General features: G+C 72.3%; 18 protein-coding genes. 7 read left to right on the top strand and 11 right to left on the bottom strand.

The window, feature by feature from the left end:
* Position 1: 1 nt before the first annotated feature.
* The gene (locus VEC03_RS13430; RefSeq protein WP_324915975.1) at positions 2-1,210 is read right to left on the bottom strand and encodes an FAD-dependent oxidoreductase; all 1,209 of its coding nucleotides are present in this window, start codon (positions 1,208-1,210) and stop codon (positions 2-4) included.
* A gap of 91 nt (positions 1,211-1,301) precedes the next feature.
* On the opposite strand from VEC03_RS13430, the gene VEC03_RS13425 reads away from it, so the two are divergent.
* On the top strand, positions 1,302-1,520 hold the full coding sequence (locus VEC03_RS13425; protein ID WP_324915974.1) for a DUF3606 domain-containing protein: 219 nt from the start codon (positions 1,302-1,304) through the stop codon (positions 1,518-1,520).
* Positions 1,521-1,534: 14 nt separating this feature from the next.
* Here the strand turns inward: VEC03_RS13425 and VEC03_RS13420 are convergent, their stop codons facing one another.
* On the bottom strand, positions 1,535-2,122 hold the full coding sequence (locus tag VEC03_RS13420) for a carboxymuconolactone decarboxylase family protein (RefSeq protein ID WP_324915973.1): 588 nt from the start codon (positions 2,120-2,122) through the stop codon (positions 1,535-1,537).
* A gap of 65 nt (positions 2,123-2,187) precedes the next feature.
* On the opposite strand from VEC03_RS13420, the gene VEC03_RS13415 reads away from it, so the two are divergent.
* Complete coding sequence (locus VEC03_RS13415; RefSeq protein WP_324915972.1) at positions 2,188-2,541, top strand: helix-turn-helix domain-containing protein; 354 nt, start codon at positions 2,188-2,190, stop codon at positions 2,539-2,541.
* A gap of 20 nt (positions 2,542-2,561) precedes the next feature.
* Here VEC03_RS13415 and pyrF read toward each other — a convergent pair whose 3' ends face one another.
* The gene (gene pyrF, locus VEC03_RS13410; RefSeq protein WP_324915970.1) at positions 2,562-3,389 is read right to left on the bottom strand and encodes an orotidine-5'-phosphate decarboxylase; all 828 of its coding nucleotides are present in this window, start codon (positions 3,387-3,389) and stop codon (positions 2,562-2,564) included.
* A 71-nt stretch (positions 3,390-3,460) separates the two neighbouring features.
* Between pyrF and VEC03_RS13405 the strand changes: the two genes are divergently transcribed.
* Positions 3,461-4,348: a DMT family transporter gene (locus VEC03_RS13405; protein WP_324915969.1), complete on the top strand. Its 888-nt coding sequence runs from the start codon at positions 3,461-3,463 to the stop codon at positions 4,346-4,348.
* Positions 4,349-4,355: 7 nt separating this feature from the next.
* Here the strand turns inward: VEC03_RS13405 and VEC03_RS13400 are convergent, their stop codons facing one another.
* Positions 4,356-5,198, bottom strand: coding sequence for a M48 family metallopeptidase (locus tag VEC03_RS13400; protein WP_324915968.1), 843 nt, complete (start codon positions 5,196-5,198; stop codon positions 4,356-4,358).
* 31 nt (positions 5,199-5,229) lie between these two features.
* Here VEC03_RS13400 and VEC03_RS13395 point away from each other — a divergent pair, with 31 nt between their 5' ends.
* Entirely contained in the window at positions 5,230-6,585 is a 1,356-nt protein-coding gene (locus tag VEC03_RS13395) for an AmpG family muropeptide MFS transporter (RefSeq protein ID WP_324915966.1), read from the top strand.
* Here VEC03_RS13395 and VEC03_RS13390 read toward each other — a convergent pair whose 3' ends face one another.
* A complete protein-coding gene (locus VEC03_RS13390) occupies positions 6,586-8,061 on the bottom strand; it encodes a class I adenylate-forming enzyme family protein (RefSeq protein ID WP_324915965.1) in 1,476 nt (491 codons plus the stop codon).
* A gap of 90 nt (positions 8,062-8,151) precedes the next feature.
* Between VEC03_RS13390 and VEC03_RS13385 the strand changes: the two genes are divergently transcribed.
* Together VEC03_RS13385 and VEC03_RS13380 are read left to right on the top strand one after the other, a co-directional pair.
* Positions 8,152-8,865, top strand: a complete 714-nt coding sequence (locus VEC03_RS13385; RefSeq protein WP_324915964.1) for a response regulator transcription factor — start codon at positions 8,152-8,154, stop codon at positions 8,863-8,865.
* A 15-nt stretch (positions 8,866-8,880) separates the two neighbouring features.
* On the top strand, positions 8,881-10,077 hold the full coding sequence (locus tag VEC03_RS13380; RefSeq protein ID WP_324915962.1) for a sensor histidine kinase: 1,197 nt from the start codon (positions 8,881-8,883) through the stop codon (positions 10,075-10,077).
* A gap of 21 nt (positions 10,078-10,098) precedes the next feature.
* On the opposite strand, the gene mdeB is transcribed toward VEC03_RS13380, so the two are convergent.
* Positions 10,099-12,711: an alpha-ketoglutarate dehydrogenase gene (mdeB, locus tag VEC03_RS13375; RefSeq protein ID WP_324915961.1), complete on the bottom strand. Its 2,613-nt coding sequence runs from the start codon at positions 12,709-12,711 to the stop codon at positions 10,099-10,101.
* A gap of 85 nt (positions 12,712-12,796) precedes the next feature.
* On the opposite strand from mdeB, the gene VEC03_RS13370 reads away from it, so the two are divergent.
* The gene (locus VEC03_RS13370) at positions 12,797-13,267 is read left to right on the top strand and encodes an Lrp/AsnC family transcriptional regulator (RefSeq protein WP_324915960.1); all 471 of its coding nucleotides are present in this window, start codon (positions 12,797-12,799) and stop codon (positions 13,265-13,267) included.
* A gap of 27 nt (positions 13,268-13,294) precedes the next feature.
* On the opposite strand, the gene VEC03_RS13365 is transcribed toward VEC03_RS13370, so the two are convergent.
* The 5 genes from VEC03_RS13365 to VEC03_RS13345 form a co-directional block, all read right to left on the bottom strand.
* The gene (locus VEC03_RS13365; RefSeq protein WP_324915958.1) at positions 13,295-14,095 is read right to left on the bottom strand and encodes an aspartate dehydrogenase; all 801 of its coding nucleotides are present in this window, start codon (positions 14,093-14,095) and stop codon (positions 13,295-13,297) included.
* Positions 14,096-14,213: 118 nt separating this feature from the next.
* Positions 14,214-15,395 carry a YbfB/YjiJ family MFS transporter gene (locus VEC03_RS13360; protein ID WP_324915957.1) on the bottom strand — a complete coding sequence of 394 codons (1,182 nt, stop codon included), beginning with the start codon at positions 15,393-15,395 and terminating at the stop codon, positions 14,214-14,216.
* 20 nt (positions 15,396-15,415) lie between these two features.
* Positions 15,416-16,411, bottom strand: coding sequence for a lipopolysaccharide heptosyltransferase II (gene waaF / locus VEC03_RS13355; protein WP_324915956.1), 996 nt, complete (start codon positions 16,409-16,411; stop codon positions 15,416-15,418).
* A gap of 7 nt (positions 16,412-16,418) precedes the next feature.
* Entirely contained in the window at positions 16,419-16,640 is a 222-nt protein-coding gene (locus tag VEC03_RS13350) for a zinc-finger domain-containing protein (RefSeq protein WP_324915954.1), read from the bottom strand.
* Positions 16,637-17,364, bottom strand: a 728-nt coding sequence (locus tag VEC03_RS13345) for a branched-chain amino acid transaminase (RefSeq protein WP_324915953.1), incomplete at its 5' end; no start/stop codon positions are given. The genes VEC03_RS13345 and VEC03_RS13350, both read right to left, overlap by 4 nt.

Raw genomic sequence — 17,364 nt, 5'->3', positions numbered from 1 at the left:
GTCAGCCGAGCAGCGCGTCGGCGATCCGGCGTGCCGTCGCCAGCGACTGGGTCAGCCCCAGGTGGCCGTGCCCGGTCGCGAGCCACAGCCCCGGGTGGCCCGGCGCCGGGCCGATCACCGGCACCGAGTCCGGCATGCAGGGCCGGTGCCCCATCCAGGTCTGGGCCGGCAGGTCCCGCAGGGCGGGGAAGTTCTCGCGCGCGATGCGACCGAGCACGGCCGCGCGGCGCTCGTCCGGCGGCGCGCGCAGGCCGGCGATCTCCACCGTGCCGCCGATCCGCAGCCCCTGCTCCATCGGCGTGACGAACACCTTGCGATCGGCCAGCACCACGGTGCGGGAGACGACGTCGCGCCCGCCCGTGAACTGCACGTGGTAGCCGCGTTGGCTCTCCAGCGCCAGCGGAACGCCCAGCGGCGCCAGCAGGCCGCGCGACCAGGCGCCGGCGGCCACCACCACATGCTGGAAGGCGCGGGCGTCCGCCTCGCCCGCGGTGCGCAGCTGCCAGCCACCGGGCCCCTGCGCCAGGCTTGTGACCTCGGCCCGCAGCACCTCGCCGCCGCCGGCCACGAATGCACTCGCCATGGCCTGCACGTAGCGCAGCGGGTTCAGGATGGTGGCGTGGTCGGCCAGGTACAGGCCGATGCGGTAGCGCGTCGACACGCCCGGCTCCAGCGCCTCGATTCCGGCGCGGTCCAGCCGCTCGACGCGAAAGCCGGCCGCCTCGCGCATGCGCCAGCCGGTGGCGTCCTTGGCCAGCGCCTGTTCGTCGGGGTAGAGGTGCAGGTGGCCGCGCCGCAGGAACAGCTCCGGCACGCCCAGTTCGCGCGCCATGGCCTCGTGGGCGTCCAGCGCGCCGGCATGCAGCTCGGCCAGCCGCGCGGCCGCTGCCTGCACGGCGGCCGGCCGGGCCGACGCCACGAAGCGCAGCAGCCAGGGCAGCGCGGCCGGCAGGTAGCGCCAGGGCAGGTAGAGCGGGCTCTCGTCGTCCAGCAGCATGGCCGGCACGGACGCGAGCACGCCGGGCATGGCCAGCGGCACGATGGAGGCGGCGCTGATCGCGCCGGAATTGCCGTAGCTGCAGCCACGGCCCGGCTCGTCGCGGTCGACCAGCAGCACCTCGGCGCCGCGGCGGCGCAGGGCAAGGGCAATGCTGGTGCCGACGACGCCGGCGCCGATCACGGCAACTTGGGGGGACACGGAAGTGGTCATGGCCGCGCACTGTAGCCCGGTGCCGGAAGCCGCCTACAGCCGGCACCCTCCTCGTGCGCTAGCGTGGCAGCACCTTGTTCCGGAGTTCCGAATGGCCCAGAAACATGCCCCCGGCGCGGGTCCGGATCGCATCGATCCGGACGATCCGCAGTCCCGTGCGCGCTGGACGCGCGAACTCGATTGCAGCGTGGAGCAGCTGCGCGAAGCCGTGAAGGCCGTGGGCCCGAGGGCGGCCGACGTCGAGCTGCACCTCAAGGGCGCCCGCAGCAGCACCAACGCCGACCGCGTCCACGACGCCGGCGGCCGCTGACGACACGGCCGCGCTCAGCCCCGGACCGTGGCCCGCACGGCCTCGGGGTAGCGGTAGTGGTCGAAGGACGGCCGCGCGAGCGCCACCTGCATCGCCACGGCGACGTACATCCCGGCTAGCTGGGTGATCTCGATCAGGGCTGGCTCGTCCAGCTGCTGCCGGCAGGCGTCGAAGGTGGCGTCGGACAACCGGAGGCCGGGCACCAGGGCGTCCACCAGCGCCATCGCGGCCCACTGCTCGCCCGACCACAGCGCGGGCGTCGGCCGTTCGCGCCGCACATCCTCGATCTGGGCCCACGACAGGCCCATGCGTCCGGAGATCGTCTGCACGTGCAGGTTGAATTCGTAGTCGTTGCGGGTGGCGACGCAGGTGCGCAGGATCACGCACTCGCGCAACTCGCGCGGCAGCACGCGGCGGTCGAGCAGTCCGGTGGGACCGATCAGGCCGGTGTCCACCAGGTGCTGGAACAAGCCCGCGTTGCGGCCGACGGTCAGGAACAGCTGGGGCGGCTTCATGCCGTCCGGCACCAGCCGGCCCATGGCATCGGCCAATGCACCGGGCAGCGGGTCGGCCTGCGGCGCGATGCGGGGTGGTTCGTCCATGGCCATCTCCTTGCTTCGGATTCAGAAGCACCCAGTCTAGCCGCAGCCGCTTCTAAAATCAAAGCATGAACCGGACACCTGTGCGACAGTCCTCCCGCCCTTCGGCCAAGGAGGCGATCAACGCCGCCCTGGAGCTGTTCAACCGGCGCTGGACGCTGCGCATCCTGTGGGAGCTGCGCGGCGAGCCGATGAACTTCCGCCAGCTGCAGGCCGCCTGCGGTGACCTGTCCGCTTCCGTGCTGAGCCAGCGACTGGCCGAGCTGCGCGACGCCCTGCTGGTGGAGCACGACGCCGGATCGGGCTATCGCCTGTCACGCCAGGGGCAGGACCTGCTCGTCGCGTTCAAGCCGCTGCTGGACTGGGCCCGGCCGTGGGCCGGGGCGGTGGCCAGGGCGCGGCGGGAAGCCGCAGCGGACTGACGCCGGGGACGGTCGCGCGATCAGACGGGCCGGGCGGCCGCCAGCAGCGCGCGCGTCTTCTGCGCTTCCGACCGCGCCGCGTGGGCGAAGTCGTCGCCGGCCGAGGCGTAGAGGATGGCGCGCGAGGAATTCACCACGATGGGCGCGTCCGGCCGCCAGCCGGCCCGCACCGTGGCGGCGGCGTCACCGCCCTGGGCACCGACGCCGGGGATCAGCAGCGGCACGGTCGGGGCCAGCGCGCGCACCCGCTCGATCTCGGCCGGGTAGGTCGCGCCCACCACCAGGCCCAGCTGCCCATTGAGATTCCACCGACCCTGCGCCAGCCGGGCCAGGTGTTCGTACAACAGGGGCGTGCCGTCCACCGAGGCCAGCCGCTGGTTCTGCAGGTCGTCGCCGCCCGGGTTGGACGTGCGGCACAGCAGGAAGGCGCCCTTGCCCTCGTACTTCAAATAGGGCTGGACGGAATCGAAGCCCATGAAGGGCGACAGTGTCACGGCATCCGCGCCATAGCGCTCGAAGGCCTCGACGGCGTACTGCTCGGCGGTCGAGCCGATGTCGCCGCGCTTGGCGTCCAGGATCACCGGCACCTGCGGTGCGACCCGGCGGATGTGCGCGACCAGCTGCTCGAGCTGCGACTCGGCGCGGTGCGCGGCGAAATACGCGATCTGCGGCTTGAAGGCGATCACCAGGTCGGCGGTCGCTTCCACGATGCGCGTGCAGAAGTCGAGGATGCGGGCCGGGTCGCCGCGCCAGGCGCCGGGAAAGCGCCTGGGCTCGGGGTCCAGCCCCACGCACAGCATCGAGTCGTTGCGCCGCTGCGCGCCCTGCAGCATCTCGAGGAAGGTCATGGGCGGGAATTGTAGGGAGCGGTTTTCCCCGCGCCGGCATGCCTTCGCCGCCGCCCCGACAATCGCGCACCATGCACAAACTCAGCCGACAGCAGCTCGTCGTCCTGGTCCTCCTCACGCTGTCCTGGGGCATCAACTGGCCGGTGATGAAGCTGGGCGTGACCCACTACCCGCCGCTGACCTTCCGCGCCATCTCGATCTGGCTCGGCCTGCCGATCCTGGCCGCCACCCTGGTGTTCGCCAAGGTGCCATTCACCATCCCGCGCCGCTACTGGCCGGAGCTGCTGTGGCTGGCAGCCACCAACATGTTCGTCTGGCACGCCTGCATCATCCTGGCCGTGCAGACCCTCTCCAGCGGGCGCGCCGCCATCCTGGGCTACACCATGCCGATCTTCTCGGCGGTGATCGGCTCGCTGGTGTTCCACGTCGCCCTGTCGCGGCGCGGCTGGCTCGGCGTCAGCGCGGCCGCCCTGGGCGTGGCCCTGCTGCTGTGGCACGAGCTGACGCAGCTGGCGGGCCGGCCGCTGGGCGTGCTGCTGGCGCTGTTCTCGGCCGCCACCTGGGCGCTGGGCACCCAGCTGCTGCGGCGCACGAAGATCGAGGTGCCCACGCTCACCATCTCGTTCTGGATGATCGCGCTGACGGCAGTGGTGATGGGCGTGCTATCCATCCTGTTCGAGCGGGATGAGTGGGCCGCACCGGACGCCGTCGCGACCTGGACCATCGCCTTCAACGCCATCGTGATCTGCGGGCTGGCGCAGGCCGCCTGGTTCTATCTGGCGCGAGGGCTGCCGCCGGTGGCGTCGACGCTCAGCGTGATGTTCATCCCGGTGCTGGGCGTGTTCAGCGGCGCGCTGTGGCTGGGCGAGGTGCTGCACTGGCAGGACTTCGCCGCCGTGCTGCTGATGGTGGTGGCGATCGCGTCGGTGCTGTGGCCGGCCCGCCCGGCGCAGGCTTGAGCGCGCCTCAGCGCGGACCGCTGGCGACCGCCTGCTGGTACAGCCCGCGCACCCGCGGCACGTTCTCGCGCAGGCGCGCCAGCCGGTCGGGCCCGCTCGGGTGGGTGGACAGGAAGGCCGGGCCCTGGTTGCCGCCCGAGGCGCGGCCCATCTTCTCCCACAGCGTCACGGCCGCGTCCGGCGAATAGGCGCCGCGGGCGCCCATCTCCAGGCCGACCAGGTCGGCCTCGATCTCGTCCTCGCGCGAGAAGCGCAGCGTCAGCAGCTGCGTGCCGATGCTGGCCGCCACGTCGCCCAGCTGCCCCAGCCCGAACAGCTGCGCGCCCAGTGACAGCAGCGCGCCGGTGCCCTGCTCCTTCGCAATGCGGGCGCGGGCATGTTCGCGCACCGCGTGCGCGATCTCGTGGCCCACCACCATGGCGGCCTCGTCGTCGGTGAGCTGCAGCTGGTCGAGCAGGCCGGTGAAGACGGCGATCTTGCCGCCCGGCATGCAGAAGGCGTTGATCTGCTTGCTGCCGATCAGGTTCACTTCCCAGCGCCAGCTGCGCGCGCGCTCGTTCCAGCGCAGGCTTTGCGGAATCAGCCGGGTGGCGATCTGTCGCAGTCGCTGCAGCTGTGGGTGGTTGGCCGGCGCCAGCGCGCCCTGCTGCTTGGCCTGCGCCATCATCTGCGAGTACTGCTGCGTGGCCGCCGCCTCGATCTCCTCGGCCGGCACCAGGCCGCGCATGCGGGACGGCGCGCCGACGTCGACCTGTGCCAGCACCGGCGTCGCCGCCGCAGCGCCGGCCAGCGCCAGGAAGCCGCGACGCGGCATCCAGGGCGACGAACGGGCGTAGCACTGCTGGCACATGGAACAATGTTAGGACCAATCGGTCGAGCAGATGTCAGACGAGACCCCCACGCCGCCTCGGACGAGCCGCCCAGCGGGATGGCTTTCCAGCCTCAAGGTGTATTTGGAACCCGCCGCGCTGCGCATGCTGGCGCTGGGTTTTTCCGCCGGGCTGCCGCTCTTGCTGGTGCTGGGCACGCTGAGCTTCCGGCTGCGCGAGGCCGGGGTCGACCTCGCCACCATCGGCTATCTGTCCTGGGTCGGCCTGGCCTATGCCTTCAAGTGGGCCTGGGCGCCGCTGGTCGACCGGGTGCCGCTGCCGCTGCTCACGCGCCTGCTCGGTCGCCGGCGCAGTTGGCTGCTGGCCTCGCAGCTGGCCATCGTCGCGGGGCTGGCCGGCATGGCCTGGTTCGACCCGCAGGTGGATCGCACGCTGGTGGCGTTGTGCGCGCTCGGCGTGGCCTTCGCGTCGGCCACCCAGGACATAGCGCTCGATGCCTTCCGCATCGAGTCGGCCGCGGTGGAGCGCCAGGCGGCGTTGGCCGCCACCTACCAGACCGGCTACCGGCTGGCCATGATCTGGGCCGGCGCCGGCGTGTTCTGGATCGCGGCCCAGGCCGAGGCGCCCGGCATCGCGGGCTACCAGCACGCCGCCTGGCGCACCGCCTACCTGGCGATGGCGGCCTCGATGGCGGTGGGCCTGCTCACCGTGCTGTTCGCGCCCGAGCCGCTGCGGCGCACGCTGCCGCCGGCGCGCGATGCCGCCCAGTGGCTGCGCGAGACGGTGCTGGAGCCCTTCGCCGATTTCCTGCGCCGCTACGGCACCCACGCCGTGCTGGTGCTGGCGCTGATCGCCGTGTACCGGATCAGCGACGTGGTGATGGGCATCATGGCCAACCCGTTCTACGCCGACATGGGCTACACCAAGGCCGAGGTCGCCAACATCACCAAGGTGTTCGGCGTCGTCATGACCCTGGTAGGCACCTTCGTCGGCGGCGTGCTGGCGCTGCGGCTGGGCGTGATGCGGGTGATGATGCTGGGCGCGGTGCTCAGCGCCGGCAGCAACCTGCTGTTCGCCTGGCTGGCCTCGCGCGGCCACGACGTGCGCTCGCTGGTGCTGGTGATCTCGGCCGACAACCTGTCCTCCGGCATCGCGTCGGCCGCCTTCATCGCCTACCTGTCCGGGCTCACCAACGTCAACTACTCGGCCACGCAGTACGCGCTGTTCAGCTCCATGATGCTGCTGCTGCCCAAGTGGCTGGCCGGCTTCTCGGGCAGCTACGTGGAGCATTTCGGCTACGCGAACTTCTTCACCTCGACGGCCGCGCTGGGCGTGCCGGTGCTGCTGCTGGTGTGGCTGGCCTCGCGCATGCAGGCGGTGCGCCAGCCGGCCGCGGCGCCGGCCTAGTCAGGCCGTCTTCAGCAGTTCCACCAGCGCCTGCCGCTGCACCTTGCCCAGCGCCGTCCTGGGCAGCGCCTCCAGCCGCACGCAGTGGCGCGGCAGCTTGTAGCGGGCCACCCGCGCAGCCAGGTGGGCGCGCAGTTCCTCGTCGCTGGCCTGCGCACCGGGGCGCAGCACCACCGCCACCGCCACCGCCTCGCCCCATTGCGGGTCGGGCACGCCGAAGGCGGCGCACTCCAGCACGGCCGGGTGCTCGGCCAGCGGCCCCTCGATCTCGGCCGGGTGGATGTTCTCGCCGCCCGAGATGATCAGGTCCTTGGAGCGGCCGACGATGGCGTAGCTGCCGTCGTCCGCCTGCGTCGCCAGGTCGCCGGTGTGGAACCAGCCCTCCGCGTCGCGCGCCGGCACGTCGGGCCAGTAGCGCTGCACGACGTTGGCAGCGCGCACCCATACCTCGCCGGTGCCGCGCTGCACCTCGGCCAGCCGCACCTCCACGCCGGGCGCCGGCCAGCCGCAGGAGCCGACGTGGTCGAACGCGTGCTCGGGCGGCAGCGCGATCGAGAACGGGCCGGTCTCGGTGGAGCCGTAGACGTTGCACACCGGAAGGCCGCGTGCATGGAAGGCCTGCACCAGCGGCGCCGGCAGCAGGCTGGAGCCGGCCCAGACCGCGCGCAGGCAGGCCAGGTCGGCCGCCGGCCATTGCGGATGCTCGACCAGCGCCTTCATCGTCGCCGGCACCTGCAGCGTCAGCGTGGGCCGGTGGCGGGCGATCGCCTCGAAGGTCGCTTCCGGCGCGAAGCGCGCCAGCAGCACCAGCTGCGCCCCGGCGTACAGCGCCGGCAGCGACTGGATGCACAGCCCGCCGACGTGGAACAGCGGCAGCACCGTCAGCACGACGTCGTCGGGCGTGATGCGCTGGGTCGCCGCCGCGATGCGCATGTTGGCCAGCAGGTTGGCCTGGGTGTGGACCGCGGCCTTGGGCTGGCTGGTGGTGCCGGAGGTGAACACCAGCAGCACCGGCGCGTCGGGGGCTGCATGGTCGGGGGCGTCGCCGGCGGCGGCACCCTGCAGCGAGGCGAGATCGTGGGCGCGCAGGCCGCGGGCCGCGGCAAGCGGCTGCGCGGCGGCCGCGAAGGCCTCGTCGTGCACCAGGTGGGTGGGCGTGCAGGCGGCCAGCAGCGCGTCCCACTCGGGCGGCGCCAGCCGCACGTTCAGCGGCAGCAGCACGGCGCCCAGGCGCGCCAGCGCGAACAGCAGCAGCACTTGCGCCGGGTGATTCAGTCCCAGCCAGGCGACGCGGTCGCCGGGCCGCACGCCCCACTCGTGCCACAGGCGGGTCGCCAGCGCACGCGCGCCGCGATCGAGGTCGGCGTAGCGCAGGACCTCGCCCTCGAAGTGCACGGCGGGCGCGTCTGGCCGCGCCGCGGCCTGCGCGGCCAGGACCTCGGGCAGCGTGCGCGCGGCGTCGATGGCAGCATCCATTTACCTAACTTTACCGCTGCGACAAGCCCGCGTGCCGGCCCGTGCCGATGCTTGGAACCCAACGGCGTTTGCGTGACTACCATCGGCCCCATGCAGCAACTCCTGATGATCGAAGACGATGCGCGACTGGCGCAGATGGTGGGCGAGTACCTGGAGCGCTCCGGTTTCGGCGTGACGCAGGCGCTGGATGCGAAAGCCGGCCTGGCCATCCTGCAGGAGCCGGCCGGCGGCCGCTTGCCCGACCTGGTGATCCTGGACCTGATGCTGCCCGACCTGGACGGGCTGGAGGTGTGCCGCCGCATCCGCGCCATGCCGGGCGAGGCCGCGCGGGTGCCGGTGCTGATGCTCACGGCCAAGGGCGACCCCATGGACCGCATCGTCGGGCTGGAACTGGGCGCCGACGACTACCTGCCCAAGCCCTTCGAGCCGCGCGAGCTGCTGGCTCGCATCCGCGCGGTGCTGCGCCGGCGCGTCGAGGCGGCGCCGCCGGCGGCCCGCCGCATGCAGTTCGGCTCGCTGGAGATCGATCGCGATGCGCGCACCGTCGCCGTCGGCGGCGAGTTGCGCGAGCTGACCTCCTACCAGTTCGACCTGCTGGTGGCGCTGGCCGAGCGCGCCGGCCGCGTGCTCACGCGCGACCAGATCATGGAAGCGGTGCGCGGGCGCGAGCTGGAAGCCTTCGACCGCTCGATCGACGTGCACATGGGCCGCATCCGCGCCGCCATCGAAGCCGACGTGAAGAACCCCAAGCGCATCGTCACCGTGCGCGGCGTGGGCTACGTCTTCGCCAAACAGCAAGACTGATCCACTGCCTCGCCCGTGACGCTGCGCTTCCCCCTCTACCTTCGCATCTGGCTGGCGGTGATCGCCGCGGTGGCGGTGCTCACCGTGGTGTTCGGCGCCCTGTGGGAGGCGTACCGCGATTCGGTGCGTTCCGAGCAGACGCCGCCGGCGCGCGAGATCGTGATACGCGACGCCGCCGGCCAGGTGATCGGAGAAGGTGCGTTGCGCCGCGTGCCGGCGCCGGGCACGGGGCCGAGCACCTTCGAGGGCGAGGTGGTGCTCAAGGACGGCCGCGAGATCACCGTGCAGGTGCCGCCGCGGCAGCGCCGCCCGGGCGAGGGTCCGGCGGCCCTGCGGCCGTTCCCGCCGCGCGGCCCGACCGGGCTGTTCTGGCTGCTGGGGATCGTGGCGCTGGCGGTGGTGCTGGGCAGCTACCCCGTGATCCGGCGCCTCACGCAGCGGCTGGAGAACGTGCGCCGCGGCGTCGAGCGCTGGGGCCAGGGCGACCTGTCGGCGCGCGCCGACGAGAGCGGCAGCGACGAGGTGGCCTTCCTGGCGCGCCGTTTCAACCACGCGGCCGAGCGCGTCGAGACGCTGATCAAGAGCCACAAGTCGCTGCTGGCCAATGCCTCGCACGAACTGCGCTCGCCGCTGGCGCGCATCCGCATGGGCATGGAACTGATGGAAGGGCCGCCCACGCCGGGGCAGCGGCGCGAGATCCTGCGCAACCTGGGCGAGCTCGACCAGCTGATCGACGAGATCCTGCTGGCCAGCCGGCTCGATGCGCGCGAGACCGACGTCGGCACCTTCGAGCCGGTCGACCTGACCGGGCTGGCGGCCGAGGAATGCGCGCAGGCCGGCGCCGAGCTGTCGGCGCAGGCCGATGCCGGCACCCTCACCGTCGACGGCGTGCCGCGCCTGCTGCGCCGGGCCGTGCGCAACCTGCTGGAGAACGCGCGCCGCTACAGCCCCGGGCCGGTGGAAGTCGACGTGCGGCGCGAGGGCCGCCACGCCGTGGTGCGCGTGTGCGACCGCGGCCCCGGCGTGCCGCCCGACCAGTGCGAGCGCATCTTCGAGCCCTTCTACCGCCTGCCGGGCGCGAGCGAGCGCGAAGGCGGCGTCGGGCTGGGGCTGGCGCTGGTGCGCTCGATCGCCGGCCGGCACCACGGGACGGTGCACTGCGAGGCGCGCGAGGGCGGCGGCGCCTGCTTCGTGCTCAGGCTGCCGGTGTAGCCGGACGCGCCGGCACGCGAATCAGGACAGGGCGAACCGGGCCGTCGCGGCGATGCTGGCCGCATCGACCCGGAAGAAGGACCGCAGCGCCGCCCGCGTGTCGCTGCGCCCGAAGCCGTCGGTGCCCAGCGTGAGGTAGCGCCGGCCGGCCGGCACGAATGCGCGGATGCTTTCCGGCACGGCCCGCACGTAGTCGCTCGCGGCGATCACCGGCCCCGATCCCGCCAGCAATTGCTCCACGTAGGGCCGGACCCCGCCCTCGCCGGCCATCGCCCGGCGCTCGCACGCCAGCCCGTCGCGGGCCAGCTCGCTCCAGCTGGTGACGCTGATCACGTCGACGGCCAGGCCCTCGTCGGCGAGCTGCCGGCCGGCCGCCAGCGCCTCGCGCAGGATGGCCCCCGAGCCGAGCAGGGTCACGCGCCGGGTCGCCCCAGCGTCGCCGAAGCGCGCATGCCGGTAGCCGCCGCGGATGACGCCTGGGTACACGTCCTCGGGCAGGTCCGGGTTCGCGTAGTTCTCGTTCATCAGCGTCAGGTAGTAGAAGACGTCGCGCTGCTCCACCAGCATCTCGCGCATGCCGTGGTCGACCAGCACCGCCATCTCGCCGGCGAAGGCCGGGTCGTAGGCCTTGCAGTTGGGGATGGTCGCGGCCACCAGGTGGCTGCTGCCGTCCTGGTGCTGCAGGCCCTCGCCGGCCAGCGTCGTGCGACCCGAGGTCGCGCCCAGCAGGAAGCCGCGGGCGCGCTGGTCGGCGGCCGCCCAGATCGCGTCGCCCACGCGCTGGAAGCCGAACATCGAGTAGTAGATGTAGAACGGCAGCATGGGCAGGCCGTGCACGCTGTAGCTGGTGGCCGCGGCGGTCCAGCTGGCGATGGCGCCGGCCTCGCTGATGCCCTCCTCCAGGATCTGGCCGTCCAGCGCCTCGCGGTAGGACAGCACCGAGCCGATGTCCTCCGGCTCGTACTTCTGGCCGACGCTGGAGTAGATGCCGACCTGCTTGAACAGGTTGGCCATGCCGAAGGTGCGCGCCTCGTCGGCCACGATGGGCACGATGCGCGGCCCCAGCTGCGGGTCCTTCAGCAGGTTGCCCAGCAGGCGCACGAAGGCCATGGTGGTCGACATCTCCTTGCCGCCGGCCTGGGTGGCGAAGGCCGCGTACGAGGCCAGCGCCGGCACCGGCAGCACCGGCGCCTTGGCCTCGCGCCGCGGCAGGTAGCCGCCCAGGGCCTGGCGGCGCTCGTGCAGGTAGCGCAGCTCGGGGCCGTCGTCCGCCGGCTTGTAGAAGGACAGCGCCTTGGCCTGCTCGTCCGACAGCGGCAGGGCGAAGCGGTCGCGGAACGCCAGCAGGGCCGCCTCGTCCAGCTTCTTCTGGCTGTGGGTGGTCATCCGGCCCTGGCCGGCCGCGCCCATGCCGTAGCCCTTCTTGGTGTGCGCCAGGATCACGGTCGGCTGGCCGCGATGCCGGGCCGCCCGCTCGTAGGCGGCGTGGATCTTCACCAGGTCGTGGCCGCCGCGCTTGAGGCGGTCGATCTGCTCGTCCGTCAGGCCCTGCGCCAGCCGGGCCAGCGCCTCGTTCTGGCCGAAGAAGTTGTCGCGGTTGAAGCGGCCGTCCTTGGCGGCGAAGGTCTGCATCTGCCCGTCGACCGTCTCGGCGAAGGCGCGCACCAGCGCCTGCGAGGTGTCGCGCGCGAACAGCCCGTCCCAGTCGCTGCCCCACAGCAGCTTGATCACGTTCCAGCCGGCGCCGCGGAACAGCTTCTCGAGTTCGTCGACGATGCGGCCGTTGCCGCGCACCGGCCCGTCCAGGCGCTGCAGGTTGCAGTTGACCACCCACACCAGGTTGTCCAGCTTCTCGCGCGAGGCCAGCGTCAGCGCACTCATGCTTTCGGGCTCGTCCATCTCGCCGTCGCCGAACACGCCCCACACCTTGCGACCGCTCGTGTCCAGCAGGCCGCGGTGCGCGAGGTAGCGCATGAAGCGCGCCTGGTAGATCGAGCTGATCGGGCCCAGGCCCATGGAGCCGGTCGGGAACTGCCAGAAGTCCGGCATCAGCCAGGGATGCGGATAGCTGGACAGCCCGCGCACGCCCCGGTCGGCGGCCGTGATCTCCTGCCGGTAGTGCGCGAGGTCCTGCTCGGTGAGTCGCCCCTCCAGGAAGGCGCGGGCATACACGCCGGGCGCGCTGTGCGGCTGGAAGAACACCAGGTCACCGCCGTGGCGCTCGTTGCGGGCCCGGAAGAAGTGGTTGAAGCCGACCTCGAACAGGTCCGCCGCGCTCGCATAGCTGGCGATGTGGCCGCCGAGCTCGCCATAGGCGGTGTTCGCGCGGACCACCATGGCCAGTGCGTTCCAGCGCATCAGGGACGCGAGCTTCTCCTCCATCGCCAGGTCGCCGGGGAACGCCGGCTGCTCCTCAACGGCCACCGTGTTGACGTAGGGCGTGACGAGTTCGGGCGACCAGCCGATGGCCGGCTGGCGGGCCAGCGTGGACAGCTGGTCGAGCAGGAAGCGCGCCCGGGCCGGCCCCTGGGTCGCGACCACCGCCCGGAACGCATCGCGCCATTCGGCCGTCTCGACCGGATCGGGATCGCCGCCCAGGTCGGCGAGGAAGCGGGTGGTGCTGAGGTCGGTCATGCCATTCACTGTAGGCGCGCTGCCGCGGTAGGTGCTGCCAAAAATGAGCCAAGAAGCAGCCTCAGCAGCATAAAATGCCGCCTCCATGCAGCTCGACGCCATCGACCTCCGCATTCTCGACGCGTTGCAGCACGACGGCTCGCTGACCAACGTGGAGCTCGCCCGCCGGGTCCACCTGTCGCCCTCGCCCTGCCTGGCCCGGGTCAAGGCGCTGCAGGCCGCCGGCGTGATCGACCGCTACGTCGCCCTGGTCAACGGCAAGGCGCTGGGACTGGGCCTGAACGTCTTCATCAGCATCAGCCTTCGCTCGCAGTCCAAGGAGGCGCTGGCCGCCTTCGAGCAGCGGATCGCGGAGCACGACGAGGTCATGGAGTGCTACCTCATGACCGGCGACAGCGACTACCTGATCCGGGTGGCGGTCCCGGACATCGCTGCGCTGGAGCGCTTCATCCTCGAACAGCTGACGCCGATTCCCGGCATCGAGAAGATCCGCTCCAGCTTCGCGCTAAAGCAGGTCCGGTACAAGACCGCGCTGCCGCTGCCCGTCCGGGCCTGATCGCGGACCGCGCGTGCGGCCGCCGCGTCAGATCACCACCGGATCGAGCCAGCTGCGTACCGCCCGCAGCACGCTGTACACGGTCAGCGAGGAGGTCTTGGGGTTGGCGGCCAGCGGCCGGTTGCGCATCACCAGCTCGAACTCGCCGAAGGCGCCCAGGGCCTGGACCCGGTGGGCGTTCTCGCGGATCGACGGATCGGCGACCAGCCGCACCCGCGTGGCCTCCAGGCCCAGGCCGGCCATGGAAATGGCCGCAGCCACGTTGGCGTTCTTGGGGTACAGCGAGCAGGCCTCGCGCGCGCTGCCTTCGAAGATGGTGGTGGCTTCGCGCAAGTCCGACAGGGCGAATGCGTCTGCGGCCGGCGTGCCCTCCCAGGCCGGGGGCGGCTTGCAGCCGGTGTAGCGGACCTCGGTGAGCCCGCCCAGGCGCGCCGCCGCCAGCGCATCCAGCGCACCGATGGCGCCGGAGACCAGCCGCAGCTGGGTGGATCCGGCCCGCGCCGCCCGCTCCAGCTCCTCGGCCACGCCCGGTGCGGCCAGCGCGCCGATGGAGACCATCACGCAGGGCACGCCGCGCGACAGCGCCGGCACCACGTGCTGCCCGATCGCCGCATGGCCGGCGGCCTCCACCGCCAGGTCGAGCGGGCGCGCAGGCAGTTCCGTGCAGACCTCGGTACCGGGCGCAAGCTCGCCGACCCGGGTGCGCGCGCCAGCCAGGCTCTCGGGACGCACCACCACGCAAGCCACCTCCACCCGGGCGTCGCGCGCCAGCTCCGCCAGCACGGCCTGGCTGATGGCACCACACCCGATCACGGCAATCTTCAACATCCTGGCTGCCCTGCGTGAGCCGTCTGCGACGCAGACACAGGCCGATGATGCATCACCTGAGCGAAGGCCGCGGCCATCGCCCGTGAGGCCAGGTCCGCGCCGTGCGAACCGACCGGCCTCAAGTGCCCGCCGCCCGAGGCGCCCGCCACAGCCAGAAGGCGCTGGCCAGCAATACCACGGCCCCGGCCTGCAGCGCGATGTCGAGGCCGTGCGCGGGTGAGAGGCGCAGCAGCAGCGAAGAGGCCACCGGCCCGGCGATCTGGCCGGCGGCGAAGGCGGACGTCATGCGGCTGACCAGCGCCGTCGCGTCGCCGGGCGCGCGCACCCGGATCTCCTGCACGCCGGCCAGCGTGACCACCATGAAGGTGCCGCCGACCAGCAGCGCCGACAGGCCGATCGTCCAGCCGTTGCGCCAGAGGCTGGGCAGCAGCACGCCGATGCCCATCAGCGCATGGGAAGCCGCCCACACGTGCAGCCGCGACACGCGCCGCAACAGCGCCGCCGCGACCACTGCGGACAAGGCCCCCGTCACGCCGAAGGCGGGCCAGGCCAGCCCGAACAGCCGCGGGTCCTCGACCACCGAGCGCGCCATCACCGGCAGGAAGGTGGCCGGCAGGATGTAGCCGAAGCCGAACAGCGCGTAGGCCCAAATGAGGCCGCGGCAGTCGGCGGGCAAGGCGGCCGAGGGGACCCGTCCGCCACGGCCAGCTGCCGGCAGCGGCGCCAGGCGCGCCAGCACCCATAGCACCGGCAGCACCAGCAACAGGGCCATGGCCCCGAGCTGCAGCCACAGGGCGCCGGGCGTGGCCCCGGCCGCCGCACCGGCCAGGCAGTACACGCCGGCCATCGCGATTCCGGTGCCGACGCCGGCATAGAACACGCTACTCCAGGCGCTCCCGCCTTGGCGGGCCAACGCCGTCAGGCACCAGACGCTGGTCGCGATGAAGGCCCAGGCGCTGGCCACGCCGGCCAGCAGCCGCAGCACCGGCCACCAGCCCGCAGGGCCTTCGAAGGCCATGGCCGCCGTGAGCCCCACGGTGGCCAGCAGGGCGACCACGGCCAGCCGCGGCGCCGATCGGCCCATGCGCGCCGCCGTCACCCCACCCAGCAGGTAGCCGGCGTAGTTGGCCGCGGCCAGCCAGCCGCCGCCGGACACGTCGATCTGCCCGGCCTGCACCATCAGCGGCAGCAGCGGCGTGAAGGCGAAGCGGCCTATGCCCATGGCAACGGCCAGCGACAGCAGGCCCGCCACGCCGATCGCCCAGGCGGGCGGGTCGGCATGCGGCCTGGCAGGGGACATGGACGTGGTGTGCCTTCCGCTCAGGACTCGCCCAGCAGTGCGGCGACCCGCGCCGGCGTGATGTCGCGCAGGCAGCGGTGGTGGCCCAGGGGGCATTCGCGCGCGAAACAGGGCGCGCAGTCCAGCGCCGGCTGGTAGTCCGGGTCGTCCTTCAGCCACAGCACCTGCGCGCGCTCGTTCAGGGGCGGCGTGTGCCGCGGGCTGGACGAGCCGAACAGCGCCACCTGCGGCACGCCGAAGGCGGCGGCCACGTGCATCAGGCCGGAGTCGTTGCTGACCACGGCGCGGGCGGCGGCGATCAGGGCGAAGGCCTCGGCCAGCGAGGTCCGGCCGGCCAGGCTGCGGCAGCGCCCGGGCGCGCCGGCGACGATCGCCTCGCAGACCGGCGCATCCTTGCCCGAGCCCAGCAGCAGCACGGGCTGCTCCAGGCTGGCGGCCAGCGCGGCGTAGTGTTCGGCCGGCCAGCGCTTGGAGGACCCGTACTCGGCCCCCGGCGCGAAGACGAGGTAGCCGCCGCGCGCCACGCCCTGCTCGGCCAGCGTGTCGTCGATGGCCGACTGCGCCAGCTGCAGCGCCGGGCGGTCCTGCTCCAGCCCCTCGCGCTCGCCGCTCAGGGCGGAATAGAAGGCCACCATGGGCGGCTTGCCGCGGGGATTGGGCAGGCGCTGGTTCAGGACGCCGATGCGCGCTTCGCCGGCGTAGCCGATGCGGCGCGGCACGCCGGCCAGCCAGGGCAGCAGCGCGCTCTTGAAGGAGTTGGGCAGCACGTAGGCCGCGTCGAAGCGCCCGCGCAGTTCGCGCGTCAGCCGCCGGCGAGCGGCCCATTGCAGGCCGCCATGCCGGAACGGGAACTCGATCACCTCGTCGACCTGCGGCATGGCGCGGTAGACCGGCGCCACCCAGGGCACCGCGCCCACCGCCAGCCGTTCACCGCGGGCGTGCAGCCGCCGCAGCAGCGGCTCGGTCATCACCGCATCGCCGATCCATTGCGGGGCGACGACCAGCGACCAGCTCACGGCCGGTTCAATGGCTGCCGCCGACCTGCTCGCCTTCGCGCAGCTTGTAGACCGTGCCGCAGTAGGCGCACTTGGCCTCGCCGGTGTGGACGATGTCCAGGAAGATGCGCGGGTGGTTGTTCCACAGCTTCATGCCGGCGACCGGGCTGGGGCAGAAGATGCCGCCGTTGCCGTTGAGGTCGCTGGCGCGCAGCTCGATCACCGTTTCCTTCTTGGCGGGTGCGTTCATACCTTGGCGAGCCAGTGGGCGTACTTCGGGTTGCGGCCGTTGACGATGTCGAAGAAGGCGGACTGGATCTTCTCGGTGACCGGGCCGCGCTGGCCGGCGCCGATCTGCACCCGGTCCAGCTCGCGGATCGGGGTGACCTCCGCCGCCGTGCCGGAGAAGAAGGCCTCGTCGGCGATGTAGACCTCGTCGCGGGTGATGCGCTTCTGCACCAGCTCGATGCCCAGGTCCTTGCAGATGTGCAGCACGGTATTGCGCGTGATGCCGTTCAGCGCGCCGGCCGACAGGTCGGGCGTGTAGACCACGCCGTCCTTGACGATGAACACGTTCTCGCCGGCGCCCTCGCTGACGAAGCCGGCGCTGTCCAGCAGCAGGGCCTCGTCGTAGCCGTCGTCCAGCGCCTCCATGTTGGCCAGGATGGAGTTGCTGTAGTTGCTCACCGCCTTGGCCTGCGTCATCGTGATGTTGACGTGGTGGCGGGTGTAGCTGGAGGTCTTGACGCGGATGCCGCGCTTCATGCCCTCTTCGCCCAGGTAGGCGCCCCAGGCCCAGGCCGCCACCATCAGGTGGATCTGGTTGCCCTTGGGGCTGACGCCCAGTTTCTGCGAGCCGATCCAGGTCAGCGGGCGCAGGTAGCAGCTTTCCAGCTTGTTGGCCTTGACCACCGCCTTCTGCGCCTCGTTGACCTGCTCCTTGGAGAACGGCAGTTCCATGCGCAGGATCTTGG

It is taken from the genome of Ramlibacter sp., assembly GCF_035627355.1.
Classification (GTDB): domain Bacteria; phylum Pseudomonadota; class Gammaproteobacteria; order Burkholderiales; family Burkholderiaceae_C; genus Ramlibacter.
The sequence above is the reverse complement of the archived record's forward strand: the minus strand, read 5'-3'. Positions and strand labels throughout refer to the sequence as shown.

Coding starts and splice junctions, on each gene's coding strand:
- VEC03_RS13430 (WP_324915975.1), bottom strand. CDS start 1,210: ATGACCACTTCCGTGTCCCCCCAAGTTGCCGTGATCGGCGCCGGCGTC.
- VEC03_RS13425 (WP_324915974.1), top strand. CDS start 1,302: ATGGCCCAGAAACATGCCCCCGGCGCGGGTCCGGATCGCATCGATCCG.
- VEC03_RS13420 (WP_324915973.1), bottom strand. CDS start 2,122: ATGGACGAACCACCCCGCATCGCGCCGCAGGCCGACCCGCTGCCCGGT.
- VEC03_RS13415 (WP_324915972.1), top strand. CDS start 2,188: ATGAACCGGACACCTGTGCGACAGTCCTCCCGCCCTTCGGCCAAGGAG.
- pyrF (WP_324915970.1), bottom strand. CDS start 3,389: ATGACCTTCCTCGAGATGCTGCAGGGCGCGCAGCGGCGCAACGACTCG.
- VEC03_RS13405 (WP_324915969.1), top strand. CDS start 3,461: ATGCACAAACTCAGCCGACAGCAGCTCGTCGTCCTGGTCCTCCTCACG.
- VEC03_RS13400 (WP_324915968.1), bottom strand. CDS start 5,198: ATGTGCCAGCAGTGCTACGCCCGTTCGTCGCCCTGGATGCCGCGTCGC.
- VEC03_RS13395 (WP_324915966.1), top strand. CDS start 5,230: ATGTCAGACGAGACCCCCACGCCGCCTCGGACGAGCCGCCCAGCGGGA.
- VEC03_RS13390 (WP_324915965.1), bottom strand. CDS start 8,061: ATGGATGCTGCCATCGACGCCGCGCGCACGCTGCCCGAGGTCCTGGCC.
- VEC03_RS13385 (WP_324915964.1), top strand. CDS start 8,152: ATGCAGCAACTCCTGATGATCGAAGACGATGCGCGACTGGCGCAGATG.
- mdeB (WP_324915961.1), bottom strand. CDS start 12,711: ATGACCGACCTCAGCACCACCCGCTTCCTCGCCGACCTGGGCGGCGAT.
- VEC03_RS13370 (WP_324915960.1), top strand. CDS start 12,797: ATGCAGCTCGACGCCATCGACCTCCGCATTCTCGACGCGTTGCAGCAC.
- VEC03_RS13365 (WP_324915958.1), bottom strand. CDS start 14,095: ATGTTGAAGATTGCCGTGATCGGGTGTGGTGCCATCAGCCAGGCCGTG.
- VEC03_RS13360 (WP_324915957.1), bottom strand. CDS start 15,395: ATGTCCCCTGCCAGGCCGCATGCCGACCCGCCCGCCTGGGCGATCGGC.
- VEC03_RS13350 (WP_324915954.1), bottom strand. CDS start 16,640: ATGAACGCACCCGCCAAGAAGGAAACGGTGATCGAGCTGCGCGCCAGC.